The following is a 14843-nucleotide window of genomic DNA, read 5'->3' on the forward strand; positions in this document are numbered from 1 at the left end:
CACTCCGCCGTCCGGCGCCCCGCCCGGCACTCCGCCGCCCGCGGCGCTGCCGCCGCGGGCGGGCGTGCCGTCGACGAGGATGTCAACGACGAGGCTCCCACCGGAAGCGCTTCCGTACGACCCACCCGGCCAGCGCCGTCCAGGCCACCGCCACGCCGAGTGCCTGCAGCGCCTCGCCGCCGTCGGTGCCGCCGGTCCAGCCGCCGCGCAGCAGCTCCATGACCGGGGTGACGGGCAGCCACTCGGCGACCGCGGCCACCCCGTCGGGGAGGAGATCCAGCGGCACGAAGACGCCGCACAGGATGAAGGACACCATCATCAACGGCATCGGCGTGAGCTGCGCGCCCTCCGCGGAGCCGGTGAACGCCGCCGTGGCCGCCGCCGCGATCGCGGTGAAGGCGAGCCCGAGCAGCAGCCCGAGCACCAGCAGTTCCGGGGACTCCGGGGCCGCCAGGTCGAGCAGCGCGGCACCGCCCACGACCAGCAGCACGCACTGCGCCAGGGCGATGACGACGGCGGGCAGTGCCGCGCCGGCGAGGATCTCCGCGTCGCCGGGTTCGCCGGTGCGCAGCCGCTTGAGGACCAGCTCCTCGCGGCGGACGACGTAGGTGCCGACGAGGTTGGCGTAGACCGCGAAGAGCAGCACAAAGCCGATCGCGCCGGGCAGCAGGACCGTGCCGGTGGAGAGGCCGGTGCCGGACAGGTCCATGTCGGCGACGACGGACCGTACGGCGAAGGTGAGCGCGATCGGGATGACCAGCGCGGAGAAGAGCGCGGTCCGGTTCCGCACCAGCAGGGTCAGCTCGGCGCGGCCCAGGGCGCGCAGCCGGCCGGTGACGGTGGTGCGGGGGGCGACGGCGCCGCCCCCGGGGCCCTCGGGTCCGGGGGTGTCGCCGGGGCCGTCGTCGCGGCGCAGGGTCGTCGTGCTCATGCAGCGACCTCCTTCCTGTCGCGGGTGCCGCCGGTGGGGCCGTCCGTATGCCCGCTTCCGGACGCGTCCGGGACGTCGGGGTCCTCCGGGCCGGCCGTGTCGCCGGCGATCTCCAGGAAGACGTCCTCCAGCGAGGGCGACCGCGCGTCCAGCCCGGCCAGCTCCACGTCCTGCTCGCGGGCCCAGAGCAGCAGCTCGGTGAGGGTCTCCTGCATCCGCTCGGCCCGCACCTCGATCCGGCGTCCGTCCGCGGCCGCCGGGACCGAGAGCGGCAGCCGGGACGCCGGCACGTCCTCCGGCAGGGTGAAGCGGATGCGGGAGGGGCGGGTGGCGGTCACCTCCTCGGGGGTGCCGGCGGCGACGATCCGGCCGGTGCGCATGATCGCCAGCCGGTCGGCGAGGTACTCGGCCTCCTCCAGGTAGTGCGTGGTCAGCAGCACGGTCGTGCCGCCGTCCCGCAGTTCCCGTACGAGGTCCCAGGTGTCCCGGCGGCCCTCGGGGTCCAGCCCGGTGGTGGGCTCGTCCAGGAAGAGCACCTCGGGCCGCCCGACCAGGGCCAGCGCCAGATCGAGGCGGCGCCGCTCGCCGCCGGAGAGCTGCTTGACCCGCACGTCCTCGCGCCGGCCCGCCAGCCCGACCATGCCCAGGGCCTCGGTCACCGGCCGCGCGCCGCTGGTGCACCCGGCCCACATGCGGGCGGTCTCGCCCACCGTCAGCTCCGCGGGGAAGCCGCCCTCCTGGAGCATGACGCCGGTACGCGGGCGCACCTTCGCCCGTTCGGCGTACGGGTCGTGGCCGAGCACCCGGACCCGGCCGCCGCTCGGGCGGGCCAGGCCCTCGAGCACCTCCACCGTGGAGGTCTTGCCCGCGCCGTTGGTGCCGAGCAGGGCGAACACCTCCCCGGCGGCCACGGTGAAGGAGATGCCGCGCACGGCCGCGAAGTCCTTCGCGTAGCGGCGTTCCAGCCTGTCGACCTCGATGACATCCATGCCTTACAGGGTCCCGTCCCGGGTGGGGGCGGTGCAGTGCGGGCTGTCATCGGCCCGGATGACGTTTGTCATCCGGGCCCCGGAGAGCGGGGCGGGCGCACAGGGGAGGGGCGCGGGGGCACGGAGCCGGGTGGCCGGGGAGCCGGAAACGTGAGAGGGCCCGGCCGTCGGAACGGCCGGGCCCTCCACCCGAGCGGACGACGAGGCTCGAACTCGCGACCTCAACCTTGGCAAGGTTGCGCTCTACCAACTGAGCTACGTCCGCATGCCTCCGCCCGGCTCTCACCGGACGGCGCGACAGTCACTCTACCCGATCCACGGGACCGGGAGAGAAGTCGGTCGGAGCGGGTGACAGGAATCGCACACTGCGCCTCCCTCTTGGAAAGAGGGCGCTCTACTACTGAGCTACACCCGCGCGCTTCCCGAGGTCTCCCCTTCCGGGGCGGCCTCGCGGCGTGTGCACGACTCTAGCCGATCACCGGGGGGTCGCCGCAAGTCGGCTCCGGGCGCGGGTCGTTCGGTGCGCACCGGCGCGGCGGTGGCCCGTACGTGTGGCCGCGCCGCGGCCCTGCCGTACGCCCCCCGGTGGAGGGTGCGCCGCTCAGCGGGAGGCGTGGAACGCCTCGTACACCTTCTTCGGGATGCGTCCGCGCGGCGGCACCTTGAAGCCGTTCGACTCCGCCCACGCGCGCACCGCGCGCGGGTCCGGCGCGACGGAGGTGTGCCGGTAGGCCTTGCCCGACTTCGCCCGCTTCCGGCCGGCTTCCACATAGGGTGCCAGGGCCCCCCGCAGCTTCTTCGCATTGTCGTCGTTGAGATCGATCTCGTACGACTTGCCGTCGAGGCCGAATGCGACCGTCTCCGACGCTTCCCCGCCGTCGATGTCGTCGGAGAGCGAAACCACTACGCGCTGCGCCACGGATATCGGTCCTTCCATCGGGATCGCCCTGCGCTCGCGCTCCAGCCGCGCCGTTCGAAGAGCTGACGTGCGGAAATGGAGGCGTGCCCCGGCCGCGTCCGTTCTCCGGCACGCAGGGCCTTTTCTTTTGTACGGGGCAGGCAATGCAATGTGCGCCGGGATTGTGCGGGACGCACATCCTGCCGCAATAGCGACCCTACTTATTCCCACGTCGTTTTCCCAGTGTCCAGTGCCGGAGATGCGCGAATGTGAGATATCTACTCGCGTAGATTCCGGGGGCGGGTAGGCTGGCGTACCGGAGCAGCACGCTTCCCCAGCAGCACCCCACCTCACCGGGAGTACCCGTGGCCCGCGTCGTAGTCGACGTCATGCTGAAGCCGGAGATCCTCGACCCGCAGGGGCAGGCCGTCCACCGTGCCCTGCCCCGGCTCGGCTTCGAGGGCATCGCCGATGTCCGCCAGGGCAAGCGCTTCGAGCTCGAAGTGGAGGGGCCCGTCGACGAGGCGGCCCTCGCCCGCGTCCGTGAGATGGCCGAGACCTTCCTGGCCAACACCGTGATCGAGGACTTCACCGTCCGCGTCGAGGAGCCCGCCGCCGGCTCCGCGGAGGCCGCGGCGTGACCGGCACGGCCCCCACCAGCACAGCGACCGGCGCGGGCGCCCCCGGCTCCACCGGCCGCATCGGCGTCGTCACCTTCCCCGGCTCGCTCGACGACCGGGACGCGCAGCGCGCCGTACGGCTGGCCGGCGGCGAGCCGGTCGCCCTGTGGCACCGGGACACGGAGCTGCACGGGGTCGACGCGGTGGTGCTGCCCGGGGGATTCTCCTACGGCGACTATCTGCGGGCCGGCGCGATCTCCCGTTTCTCCCCGGTGATGGAGTCCGTCATCGACGCCGCCCGCGGGGGAATGCCGGTGCTGGGCATCTGCAACGGCTTCCAGGTGCTCACCGAGACCCATCTGCTGCCCGGCGCCATGCTCCGCAACGACCACCTGCATTTCGTCTGCCGCGACCAGCGGCTGCGCGTCGAGAACGCCGGCACCGCCTGGACCGGCGACTACACCCGCGGCCAGGAGATCACCGTTCCGCTGAAGAACAACGACGGTCAGTTCGTCGCCGACGAACGCACCCTGGACATGCTGGAGGCGGAGGGCCGCGTCGTCTTCCGCTACACCGGCCTCAACCCCAACGGGTCGCGCCGCGACATCGCCGGCATCACCAACGAGGCCGGCAACGTCGTCGGCCTCATGCCACACCCCGAGCACGCCGTCGAGGAGCTGACCGGGCCGACCACCGACGGCCTCGGGTTCTTCACCTCGGTCCTGAAGAAGCTGGTCACCGCATGACTCTGGACACCACCAAGCACGCCGAGCAGACCCCCGACGCCGAGCTGCCCTGGGCCGAACTCGGCCTCAAGGAGGACGAGTACGCCCGCGTCCGGGAGATCCTCGGCCGCCGCCCCACCGGCGCCGAACTGGCCATGTACTCGGTGATGTGGTCGGAGCACTGCTCCTACAAGTCGAGCAAGGTGCACCTGAAGCAGTTCGGTGAGAAGGCCCCGGAGTCCGACGCGCTGCTCGTCGGCATCGGCGAGCAGGCCGGCGTGGTGGACGTCGGGCAGGGCTACGCCGTCACCTTCAAGATCGAGTCGCACAACCACCCGTCGTACGTCGAGCCCTACCAGGGCGCGGCCACCGGCATCGGCGGCATCGTCCGGGACATCATCGCCATGGGCGCCCGCCCGGTCGCCGTGCTGGACCCGCTGCGCCTGGGCGCCCCCGACCACCCGGACACCAAGCGGGTGCTGCCCGGCGTCGTCGCCGGCATCGGCGGCTACGGCAACTGCCTGGGCCTGCCCAACATCGGCGGCGAGGTCGTCTTCGACGCCTGCTACCAGGGCAACCCGCTGGTCAACGCGCTCTGCGTGGGCGTGATGAAGCACGAGGACATCCACCTCGCCAAGGCCGCGGGCGCGGGCAACAAGGTCATCCTCTACGGCGCCCGCACCGGCGGCGACGGCATCGGCGGCGCCTCGCTGCTCGCCTCCGAGACCTTCGACACGAGCAAGCCCAGCAAGCGCCCCGCCGTCCAGGTCGGCGACCCCTTCCAGGAGAAGCTGCTCATCGAGTGCACCCTGGAGCTGTTCCGGGAGGGCCTGGTCACCGGCATCCAGGACCTGGGTGCGGCCGGTCTCTCCTGCGCCACCAGCGAGCTGGCCTCCAACGGCTCCGGCGGCATGCGCGTCGAGCTGGACACCGTACCGCTGCGCGACTCCTCGCTCTCCCCCGAGGAGATCCTGATGAGCGAGTCGCAGGAGCGGATGTGCGCGGTGGCGGAGCCGGAGAAGGTCGACCGCTTCCTGGAGATCTGCGAGAAGTGGGACGTCATCGCCACCGTCATCGGCGAGGTGACGGACGGCGAGCGGCTGGAGATCTACTGGCACGGCGAGCAGATCGTCGACGTCCCGCCGCGCACCGTCGCCCACGAGGGCCCGGTCTACCAGCGCCCGTACGCCCGACCCGGCTGGCTGGACGCGCTGCAGGCCGACGACCCGGCCGCGCTCGCCCGCCCCGCGGACGGCGACGCCCTGCGGGAGCAGGTGCTGCGGGTGGCCGGCCACCCGAACCAGGCGTCCAAGTCCTGGGTCACCGACCAGTACGACCGCTACGTCCTCGGCGACACGGTGCTGGCCCAGCCGGAGGACGGCGGCATGATCCGCATCGACGAGGAGAGCGGCCTCGGCGTCGCCCTCGCCACCGACGGCAACGGCCGCTACGCCAAGCTGGACCCGTACGCCGGTGCGCAGCTCGCCCTCGCCGAGTCCTACCGGAACGTCGCCGCCACCGGCGCCCGCCCGCTCGCCGTCACCGACTGCCTCAACTTCGGCTCCCCGGAGGACCCGGCCGCCATGTGGCAGTTCGCCGAGGCCTGCCGGGGCCTGGCCGACGCCTGCCGGACCCTCGGCACCCCGGTCACCGGCGGCAACGTCTCGCTCTACAACCAGACCGGCGACCTCGCCATCCACCCGACCCCGGTGGTCGGCGTGCTCGGCGTGATCGACGACGTGGCCCGCCGCACCCCGATGGCGTTCCGCGAGGAGGGGCAGCTCCTCTACCTGCTGGGCGACACCCGCGAGGAGTTCGGCGGCTCCGCCTGGTCCCAGGTGGTCCACGGCCACCTCGGCGGCCGGCCCCCGGCCGTCGACCTGGAGCGGGAGCGGCTGCTCGCGGAGATCCTGGTCTCCGCCTCCCGGGACGGCATGGTGGACGCCGCCCACGACCTCTCCGACGGCGGGCTGATCCAGGCCGTCACGGAGTCCTGCCTGCGCGGCGGGAAGGGCGCCCGGCTGGTCGTGCCGGACGGCCTGGACCCGTTCGTCTTCCTCTTCTCCGAGTCGCAGGGGCGCGCGGTGGTCGCGGTGCCGCGCAGCGAGGAGGTCCGCTTCACCGACATGTGCCGGGCGCGCGACCTGCCGGCCGCGCGGATCGGCGTGGTCGACGGCGACGAGGCGGCCGGCGCCGGGACCGGTGACGCGGCGGACGGCGCGGCGATCGAGGTGCAGGGGTGCTTCCGGCTGCCGCTGGCCGAGCTGCGTGCCGCGCACGAGCGGACGTTGCCGGAGCTCTTCGGCTGACGCCGGGCACCGTGCGCTCCGCACACCCGCGCGGTCCGCACGACCTGCACGCGGCACGGCCGGCCCGTCCGTGCCGGCCGCACGACCTGCACCTTCGCTCGGGTCCGCGTGCGGGCGCCTCGTCCCCGGGACGGGGCGCCCTCCGCCGTCCCCGGGGGGCGAGCCCCGCGTCCGCCCGGTCCGGGCCCGGCCGGTGCCGGGCACCCGGGCAGCAGTTCCCGCCGTCACCCGGGCGCCGGGCCCGTGTCGCAGGGGTCACCCCGGTCACATCGCACACCGTAAGCTCACCACCATGCCGTCCCGCACTTACGACCCCGCCAAGGTCCGCAAGGCGCTCACCGCCCAGGTGGAGGCGTTGGCCGGCGCCGCCCACACGATCGGCGCGGAGCAGCGTGCGCTGCCCTCCGGGCTGCCGGGCTGGGACGTACACCATCTGCTCGTGCACATCGCCCTCCAGATCGACGCGGTGCCGCGACTGCTCGCCCGCCCCGAACCGGCCGCCACCAAGGCGGAGGTGGACCTCTCCACCTGGGCCCGCTCCACCGTCACCCGCGCCGAGAAGCTCGACGAGGACACCCGCACCGAGGCTGCCCGTACGCCGGACGCCGCCGCCCGCATCGACGAGGCGGTGGAACAGCTCGAACCGGTGCTGGAGTCGGCCGTCCGGCCGGACCTGCTGCTCCCGCACCCCTTCGGCGCCATGCGCGCGCTGGATTTCACCGTGACCCGGCTGGTGGAGCTCGTCGTCCACACCGACGACCTCAACCGCGCCACCCGTGCCGCGGTGCCGCTGGACCGTACGGCCCTCGCGGCGACCGTACGGCTGCTCGCGGACGCCGTCGCGGCCAAGGCGCCCGGGCGCTCGGTGGAGCTGCGCATCCCGCCGTTCGCGGTCACCCAGTGCGTCGCCGGGCCCCGGCACACCCGCGGCACACCGCCGAACGTCGTGGAGACCGACCCGCTCACCTGGCTGCGCCTCGCCACCGGCCGCACCACCTGGGCCGACGCCCGCAAGCGCCGCGTCCTCACCGCCAGCGGCGACCGCGCCGACCTCTCCGCCCACCTCCCGGTGCTGGGCTGAGCGACCGGGGAGAGAGCCGAGCATGGTGCAGGTCAGGCTGGAGACCGGGCGGGAGCGCCTGCACCGGGTTTCTTGGCGCCTACGCGGCGGGGGTGGTGGCTGGGCGATCGTGGCCGGGTGCGGGCTGGTCGGTCGTTGCGGTCACTGCTTGGCGGGCTACGGGGGAGGGGTGGTGGGTGGCGGGTTCGTTCATGCTGCGGGCGCGGGTGGCGTGGTGGGTTGGGGTTCACCCGCCTGTGACGGGGCCGGGCGGTGGGGCGGTCGGTAGCCGGTGACGGGGGTGCCCTGGCTGGCTGTTGCCGCGCTGTGCCTGAGGCATCGTCTTCTCGCTCCGCTCGTTGCACGCCGGTGGCACTGCGGCGTTCGTCTGCGGGCCGTTCCGGAGCGGGGGGTGCGGGCGGCCCGCAGCCGGTGAAGGCCGGGGCCGGGTGCTCGGACTGCGGTTTGGCGGCGCTGGGCATCCGGCGCGCGGCCTGCGGGGGCCTGCCCCCGGGAAGCGCCCGGACGATCTTGTACTGGTCCACGTAAATCCCATATCCGAGCCGGATTTTGGGCTTTTCGTGGACCAGTACAAGATCGTCATAGGCGCCGCCCACTGAGGCCCCTTACCCCCGCCCGCAACAGGGCAGCTCTGCCCGAGCAAGCCAGACATATGTGGCATTCCGCGAGTGGATCTTGTACTGGTCCACGCTTTTGACAAAAATCGCCCGAAATCTGTCAAAAGCGTGGACCAGTGCAAGATCGTAGCGTACCCCCACTCCGGAACGGCCCGCAGACAGACCGCGCAGTGCCACCGGCGTGACACGAGCGGAGCGAGAAGACGAAAGCTCAGGCACAGCGCGGCAGCAGCCCGCCAGGGCACCCCCGTCACCGGCTACCGACCGCCCCGCCGCCCGGCCCCGTCACAGACGGGTGAACCCGGCCCACCACGCCACCCGCGCCCGCAGCATGAGCGCGCCTCAGCAAGGCACCCCTCCCCCCGTAGCCCGCCAAGCAGTGACCGCAACGACCGACCAGCCCGCACCCGGCCACGATCGCCCAGCCACCCCGGCCGCGACGCCGCACCCACCCACACCCCGCTCACCCACACCCGCGTCCCCCGGTCGGCGCAGCCCTCGGAACCCGTGCCCGGGCCGGGCCGTCACAGGGGCATGAAGACCATCCGTACGCTCCTGATCGCACCGCTGCTCGTGGGGGTCGCCGCCTGCGGGTCGGAGTCCGGGGAGGGCTCCGGCGCCGACCCCGGTCGTTCCGTCCGTACGGAGGACTCCGTGACCGGCGTCCGGTGGGAGGTGCAGAGCGTCACCGTGGACGGGAAGCGGCACGAGGCCCCGGGCGGCGCCTATCTCACCTTCGACGCCGACGGCCGGTCCGGCGGCCACGACGGCTGCAACCACATCGAGACCGCGACTAGCCTCGACGACGGCACACTCACCGTGGAGCCGAAGCGGACCACGATGATCGCCTGCACGGACGACATCCGGGAGTGGGTGAAGACGTTCTACGGCGCCCTGGACGGCAGGCTCGACGTGGAGGTGAGCGGCGACCGGCTGCGGCTGACCAACCCGGACGGCGACCGGGTCACGCTCACCGCCCGGCGCCCGGCCCCCCTGGAGGGCACCCGGTGGGAGGTGCAGACGCTGCTCGACGGCGAGACGGCGACCTCGCTCCCGGACGGGCTGGAGGAGCCTCCGCACCTGCGCTTCGCGGAGAAGGGGAACGCCGTGCGCGGCGACCTGGGCTGCAACAGCTTCTCCGGGACGGCGCGCGTCGAGACCGGCGAGGACGGCCGGGACGGCGAGGGCCGTATCGACTTCGGCCCGCTGACCACCACCGAGATGGCCTGCACGGGCCCCGGCGGCGAGGTGGAGAAGTCCCTGCGGAAGGTCCTCGACGATCACACGGTCCGGTACGGGATCCAGGACCACACGCTCCGGGTGGTGGCCGGCGACGGCACCGGCTTCACCGCGGTGCCGCCCTCCGGGGAGCAGCGGTGACCAGGCCGGACACCGGCGGTGAGGGGCGTCACGCCCGAACCGGATTCGGAGCAGCGCGCCCACTGGCCTAGACTCGGCCACGTGCCACGTGGTGACGGACGACTCAACCACGACCTCCTCCCCGGCGAGAAGGGTCCCCAGGACGCCTGCGGCGTCTTCGGTGTCTGGGCCCCGGGCGAAGAGGTCGCCAAGCTCTCCTATTTCGGGCTGTACGCGCTGCAGCACCGCGGGCAGGAGTCCGCGGGCATCGCCGTGAGCAACGGCTCGCAGATCCTCGTCTTCAAGGACATGGGCCTGGTCTCGCAGGTCTTCGACGAGACCTCCCTGGGTTCGCTGCACGGCCACATCGCCGTCGGTCACGCCCGCTACTCGACGACCGGCGCCTCGGTGTGGGAGAACGCCCAGCCCACCTTCCGGGCGACGGCGCACGGCTCCATCGCGCTCGGCCACAACGGCAACCTGGTGAACACCCACGAGCTGGCCGGCATGGTGGCCGCGCTCGCCCCCGAGGGCGGCGCGCGCACCTCGCGCGCCACCCAGGTCGCCGCCACCAACGACACCGACCTGGTCACCGCGCTGCTCGCCGGCCAGACCGACGAGCAGGGCCGCCCGCTCACCGTGGAGGAGGCGGCGCCGCTGGTGCTGCCGCGGGTGCAGGGGGCGTTCTCCCTCGTCTTCATGGACGAGCACACCCTCTACGCCGCCCGCGACCCGCAGGGCATACGCCCGCTGGTGCTCGGCCGGCTGGAGCGCGGCTGGGTGGTGGCCTCCGAGACGGCCGCGCTGGACATCTGCGGTGCCTCGTTCGTGCGGGAGATCGAGCCCGGTGAGATGGTCGCGATAGACGAGGACGGGCTCCGCTCCAGCCGCTTCGCGCCCGCGAAGCCGAAGGGCTGCGTCTTCGAGTACGTCTACCTGGCCCGCCCGGACACCGACATCGCCGGCCGCAACGTCTACCTCTCCCGGGTGGAGATGGGCCGCAAGCTCGCCGCCGAGGCCCCGGCGGAGGCCGACCTGGTGATAGCGACGCCCGAGTCCGGCACCCCGGCCGCCATCGGGTACGCCGAGGCCAGCGGCATCCCGTACGGCAGCGGGCTGGTCAAGAACTCCTACGTCGGCCGCACCTTCATCCAGCCGTCCCAGACCATCCGGCAGCTCGGCATCCGGCTCAAGCTGAACCCGCTGCGCGAGGTGATCCGCGGCAAGCGGCTGGTCGTGGTCGACGACTCGATCGTCCGCGGCAACACGCAGCGGGCGCTGGTGCGGATGCTGCGGGAGGCCGGCGCCACCGAGGTGCACGTACGGATCAGCAGCCCGCCGATCAAGTGGCCCTGCTTCTTCGGTATCGACTTCGCCAACCGGGCCGAGCTGATCGCCAACGGCCTCTCGGTCGAGGAGATCGGCAAGTCCCTGGGCGCCGACTCGCTGGCGTACATCTCCACCGACGGCATGATCGAGGCGACCACGATCGCCAAGCCGAACCTCTGCCGCGCCTGCTTCGACGGGGAGTACCCGATGGAGCTGCCGGACTCGGAGCTGCTGGGCAAGCACCTGCTGGAGCCGGGTTCCGAGGGGGAGCAGGCCGGGGCGCAGACGGACGTGGACGGGGTGCCGACCATGACCGCCGGCGTCGGCGGCGCCGACGCCCTGCGCCGCCCGTAGCCGGGCGGCCCCGGGCCCGCCGCCCCCGCGGCGTACGGCCCGTGCCCGCCCCTCCGCGGGCGGGCCCCGCCACCCCCGCCGCCCGCAGGTCCTGCACCAGACGCCCACGACACGAGAGATTCCCAGCCATGACCGAGCCCGAGCCCACCGGCGAGACCCGTGCCGAGCCCGCCGGCGCCAGCTACGCCGCCGCCGGCGTCGACATCGAGGCGGGGGACCGCGCCGTCGGCCTGATGAAGGAGTGGGTGCGGAAGGCGCAGCGTCCCGAGTCGCTGGGCGGCCTGGGCGGCTTCGCGGGCCTCTTCGACGCCTCCGTGCTGAAGCGCTACGAGCGTCCGCTGCTGGCGTCCGCCACCGACGGCGTCGGCACCAAGGTGGCCGTCGCCCAGAAGATGGACATCCACGACTCGATCGGGCACGACCTGGTCGCCATGGTCGTGGACGACCTGGTGGTGTGCGGTGCCGAGCCGCTCTTCATGACCGACTACATCTGCGTCGGCAAGGTGGTGCCCGAGCGGGTCGCGCAGATCGTCAAGGGCATCGCCGAGGGCTGCGTGCTCGCCGGCTGTGCGCTGGTCGGCGGGGAGACGGCGGAGCACCCGGGGCTGCTCGGCGAGGACGAGTACGACGTCGCCGGGGCCGGTACGGGCGTCGTGGAGGCGGATGCGCTGCTGGGCGCCGACCGGCTGCGCGCCGGGGACGTGGTGCTCGGCATGGCCTCCTCCGGGCTTCACTCGAACGGGTACTCCCTGGTGCGGCATGTCCTGCTGGAACGGGCGGGGTGGACGCTGGAACGCCGGGTGGAGGAGTTCGGGCGCACCCTGGGGGAGGAGTTGCTGGAGCCCACCAGGATCTACTCGCTGGACTGCCTGGCGCTCACCCGCACCACCTCGGTGCACGCCTTCTCGCACATCACCGGCGGCGGGCTGGCGAACAACCTGGCCCGCGTCGTGCCGGACGGGCTGCACGCCCGTATCGACCGCTCCACCTGGACGCCGGGCCCCGTCTTCGGGCTGGTCGGCGAGGTGGGCCGGGTGGAACCGGCGGAGCTGGAGAAGACGCTGAACATGGGCGTCGGCATGGCCGCCGTGGTGCCGCCCGGGTCCGTGGACGCGGCGCTGGCCACGCTCGCCGAGCGGGGCGTGGACGCCTGGGTCGCCGGGGAGATCACCGAGCGTGGGGACGCGGACGCCGCCGTCACCCTGACGGGCGAGTATGCGGGCTGAGCCCGGGGGCGGCACGGTGCGGAGCAGCGCGTGGACCGGGGGTGCCGGGTGCGGGCCGTACACCGGGAGGGCCGGGGACGCCCGGGCGGTCGGGGGCAGCAGCGGGGCTCTCGGGGGGCCCGCTCGGCGGCCGGGCGGTGAGTGCCCGGTCCGCGGCGGTGGGTGGTCGTGCCTGGGCAGCGCAGAACCCGGCCCGACGGCTACCGGACCGGGCTCATGTGGCCGAGCGCCGCGGACGCGTCAGGCGCCGCGCCGCTGCGACGACGACTCGGACGGCTCCTCGTCGCCCTCGTCCTCGTCGTTGTATCGCTCCGCGTACTGTGCGTACGGGTCGTCGTCCAGCTCATCGTCCTCGAACCGCTCGCCGTTCGGCGGCTGGCTCGACGTCGATGCGCCCAGCTCCTCGGCCAGGCGTGTTAGGTCCGTCCCGCCGCTGTTGTACTTCAGCTGGCGGGCGACCTTCGTCTGCTTGGCCTTGGCCCGGCCGCGCCCCATGGCTCGACCCCCTCAACGACGGGGCTCGACGGCCCCAGAGTCTTGACACGCGTTCATCATTCAGAGCGGACGTGCGGCCCCTCAAGGGAGAGACCGGTCCGTAGGGCTTCAACGGTACCTGCTTCCGCCGCCGGACGGTACGTCGCCCGCACGGCGCGGCAGGTCGCCGCCGTCTCCCGTGACCCGTTTCCCGCTGGTCATTCGCGATTTTACCTTCCACGCCGGGGGCGGGCCGCGCAGGGGGGCGTGACGCGTCTCTCGATGCGAGGTGCGGGGGTTCCGGGTCACCGGGCGTACGTGATTGCTTTGGCACATCACGCCCCGTCGTGGCGGCTGCGGGCGCCGGTGCGGGACCGGCCCCTCGCGGGGCGCGGTCCCGCGGCGCGCCGGGTCCGCGCCGTGGACGGGAGACGTCCGCGCCGTGCGCGGGAAGCGGGGAAGCGGTGGTCCGGGCGGACCCGCGCCCCTGCCCTCGGGCCCGGCCCGGACGCGAGCCACGCGAGCCGGCCCGTCCCCGGTCCCGCGCGGGCGCCGCGCCGGCCCCGGAATCGTGCGGCCGGGTACGGCTCGGGCCGCTCCGCGTGGCCCGTGTCGTTGCGGCTCCGGGCCTGCGCCCGTACCGCTTCCTGTCCCGGCGCCCGCGCGGGGGCCGCTCAGGCGCCCCGCGCCATGCGCTGCTCGGCGAGGCGGTCGGCGGCCACGGCCGGCGGCACCCCGTCGGCCCGGGCACGGTCGAAGATGGCCACGGTGGTGTCGTAGATCTTCGTCGCCTGCTCCTTCGCCCGCGCGAAGTCGAATCCGTGGAGCTCGTCCGCCACCTGGATCACCCCACCGGAGTTGACCACGTAGTCCGGGGCGTAGAGGACGCCGCGGTCGGCGAGGTCCTTCTCGATCCCGGGGTGGGCGAGCTGGTTGTTGGCGGCGCCGCAGACCACCTTGGCGGTGAGCGCCGGCACGGTGTCGTCGTTGAGGGCGCCGCCGAGCGCGCAGGGGGCGTAGACGTCCAGCCCGGCGGTGCGGATCAGCGCGTCGGTGTCGGCGGCCACCGTCACCTCCGGGTGGGCGGCGCGCACCCGCTCCACCGAGGCCTCCCGGACGTCGGTGATCAGGACCTGCGCCCCGTCCTCGAGCAGGTGTTCCACCAGGTGGTGCCCGACCTTGCCGACGCCGGCGATGCCCACGGTGCGGCCCTTGAGGGTGGGCGCGCCCCACAGGTGCTGGGCGCTGGCCCGCATGCCCTGGAAGACGCCGAAGGCGGTGAGCACGGAGGAGTCGCCGGCGCCGCCGTGTTCCGGGGAGCGGCCGGTGGTCCACTTGCAGGTACGGGCGACCACGTCCATGTCCTGCACATAGGTGCCGACGTCACAGGCGGTGACGTAGCGGCCGCCGAGCGAGGCGACGAACCGCCCGTACGCTTCGAGCAGCCGTTCGGACTTGAGCTCGTCCGGGTCACCGATGATCACCGCCTTGCCGCCGCCGTGCTCCAGCCCGGCCAGGGCGTTCTTGTAGGACATGCCGCGGGCGAGGTTCAGCGCGTCCTCGACGGCCTCCTCGTCGCTGTCGTACGCGTGGAAGCGGGTGCCGCCCAGCGCGGGGCCCAGCGCGGTGGAGTGGATCGCGATGACGGCCTTCAGGCCGCTCTCCCGGTCCTGGCAGAGCACGATCTGCTCGTGGCCGCCCTGCTCGGTGCGGAAGAGGGTGTGCAGCACGCCGGCGTCGTCGGCGGCGTGGGGACGTACGTCAGTCACGGTGGTGACTCCTGTAGGTCGCGGAGGACGCCCTCCGAGGGGTGGGGGAGGGCCTGGTGGCAGCAGCCTACGACCCACCGGGGCCCCACGGGCATGGTCTCAGTGCCACGATCTGGGTAGTGACCGTCCGGCCCGCGACACGCGGGTGGAGAACGAGGGAGG

The 14843-nt window shown here is 73.4% G+C and carries 12 protein-coding genes and 2 tRNA genes; 7 read left to right on the plus strand and 7 right to left on the minus strand.

Annotated elements, in window-relative coordinates; genetic code table 11:
* Positions 1 to 82: 82 nt before the first annotated feature.
* From HOY81_RS10970 to HOY81_RS10990, 5 genes are all read right to left on the minus strand, one after another.
* Positions 83 to 931: an ABC transporter permease gene (locus HOY81_RS10970; RefSeq protein ID WP_237320088.1), complete on the minus strand. Its 849-nt coding sequence runs from the start codon at positions 929 to 931 to the stop codon at positions 83 to 85.
* Positions 928 to 1920, minus strand: coding sequence for an ABC transporter ATP-binding protein (locus tag HOY81_RS10975; protein WP_237320089.1), 993 nt, complete (start codon positions 1918 to 1920; stop codon positions 928 to 930). The genes HOY81_RS10970 and HOY81_RS10975 overlap by 4 nt, the downstream gene beginning before the upstream one ends.
* Positions 1921 to 2112: 192 nt before the next feature.
* A tRNA-Gly gene (locus HOY81_RS10980) sits at positions 2113 to 2185 on the minus strand.
* Between the two features lie 78 nt (positions 2186 to 2263).
* A tRNA-Gly gene (locus HOY81_RS10985) sits at positions 2264 to 2335 on the minus strand.
* Between the two features lie 186 nt (positions 2336 to 2521).
* The gene (locus HOY81_RS10990) at positions 2522 to 2839 is read right to left on the minus strand and encodes an Lsr2 family protein (RefSeq protein ID WP_237320090.1); all 318 of its coding nucleotides are present in this window, start codon (positions 2837 to 2839) and stop codon (positions 2522 to 2524) included.
* Positions 2840 to 3183: 344 nt separating this feature from the next.
* Here HOY81_RS10990 and purS point away from each other — a divergent pair, with 344 nt between their 5' ends.
* From purS to purM, 7 genes are all read left to right on the plus strand, one after another.
* Positions 3184 to 3459, plus strand: coding sequence for a phosphoribosylformylglycinamidine synthase subunit PurS (purS, locus tag HOY81_RS10995; protein ID WP_237320091.1), 276 nt, complete (start codon positions 3184 to 3186; stop codon positions 3457 to 3459).
* On the plus strand, positions 3456 to 4184 hold the full coding sequence (gene purQ / locus HOY81_RS11000; protein WP_308340973.1) for a phosphoribosylformylglycinamidine synthase subunit PurQ: 729 nt from the start codon (positions 3456 to 3458) through the stop codon (positions 4182 to 4184). The genes purS and purQ overlap by 4 nt, the downstream gene beginning before the upstream one ends.
* Positions 4181 to 6472 (plus strand): phosphoribosylformylglycinamidine synthase subunit PurL, encoded by a 2292-nt coding sequence (gene purL, locus HOY81_RS11005; protein WP_237320092.1) that lies wholly within the window; start codon positions 4181 to 4183, stop codon positions 6470 to 6472. Before purQ ends, purL begins: the two co-directional genes overlap by 4 nt.
* A gap of 292 nt (positions 6473 to 6764) precedes the next feature.
* Entirely contained in the window at positions 6765 to 7553 is a 789-nt protein-coding gene (locus HOY81_RS11010) for a maleylpyruvate isomerase family mycothiol-dependent enzyme (protein WP_237320093.1), read from the plus strand.
* 1151 nt (positions 7554 to 8704) lie between these two features.
* A complete protein-coding gene (locus HOY81_RS11015) occupies positions 8705 to 9550 on the plus strand; it encodes an META domain-containing protein (RefSeq protein ID WP_237320094.1) in 846 nt (281 codons plus the stop codon).
* 81 nt (positions 9551 to 9631) lie between these two features.
* Positions 9632 to 11212 (plus strand): amidophosphoribosyltransferase, encoded by a 1581-nt coding sequence (gene purF, locus HOY81_RS11020; protein WP_237320095.1) that lies wholly within the window; start codon positions 9632 to 9634, stop codon positions 11210 to 11212.
* A gap of 128 nt (positions 11213 to 11340) precedes the next feature.
* Positions 11341 to 12438, plus strand: a complete 1098-nt coding sequence (gene purM / locus HOY81_RS11025; protein ID WP_237320096.1) for a phosphoribosylformylglycinamidine cyclo-ligase — start codon at positions 11341 to 11343, stop codon at positions 12436 to 12438.
* Positions 12439 to 12678: 240 nt separating this feature from the next.
* Here the strand turns inward: purM and HOY81_RS11030 are convergent, their stop codons facing one another.
* Positions 12679 to 12933: a DUF3073 domain-containing protein gene (locus tag HOY81_RS11030; protein ID WP_237320097.1), complete on the minus strand. Its 255-nt coding sequence runs from the start codon at positions 12931 to 12933 to the stop codon at positions 12679 to 12681.
* A 653-nt stretch (positions 12934 to 13586) separates the two neighbouring features.
* Positions 13587 to 14681 (minus strand): Glu/Leu/Phe/Val dehydrogenase dimerization domain-containing protein, encoded by a 1095-nt coding sequence (locus HOY81_RS11035; RefSeq protein WP_237320098.1) that lies wholly within the window; start codon positions 14679 to 14681, stop codon positions 13587 to 13589.
* Positions 14682 to 14843: the final 162 nt, after the last annotated feature.

Origin of the sequence: Streptomyces sp. JJ36 (genome assembly GCF_021696945.1) — a bacterium.
Lineage (GTDB): Bacteria > Actinomycetota > Actinomycetes > Streptomycetales > Streptomycetaceae > Streptomyces.

Excerpts from the sequence above, each read along its gene's own strand:
- purM (WP_237320096.1), top strand. The coding sequence starts at position 11,341 with ATGACCGAGCCCGAGCCCACCGGCGAGACCCGTGCCGAGCCCGCCGGC.
- purL (WP_237320092.1), top strand. The coding sequence starts at position 4,181 with ATGACTCTGGACACCACCAAGCACGCCGAGCAGACCCCCGACGCCGAG.
- HOY81_RS11010 (WP_237320093.1), top strand. The coding sequence starts at position 6,765 with ATGCCGTCCCGCACTTACGACCCCGCCAAGGTCCGCAAGGCGCTCACC.
- HOY81_RS11015 (WP_237320094.1), top strand. The coding sequence starts at position 8,705 with ATGAAGACCATCCGTACGCTCCTGATCGCACCGCTGCTCGTGGGGGTC.
- HOY81_RS11030 (WP_237320097.1), bottom strand. The coding sequence starts at position 12,933 with ATGGGGCGCGGCCGGGCCAAGGCCAAGCAGACGAAGGTCGCCCGCCAG.
- HOY81_RS10970 (WP_237320088.1), bottom strand. The coding sequence starts at position 931 with ATGAGCACGACGACCCTGCGCCGCGACGACGGCCCCGGCGACACCCCC.
- HOY81_RS10975 (WP_237320089.1), bottom strand. The coding sequence starts at position 1,920 with ATGGATGTCATCGAGGTCGACAGGCTGGAACGCCGCTACGCGAAGGAC.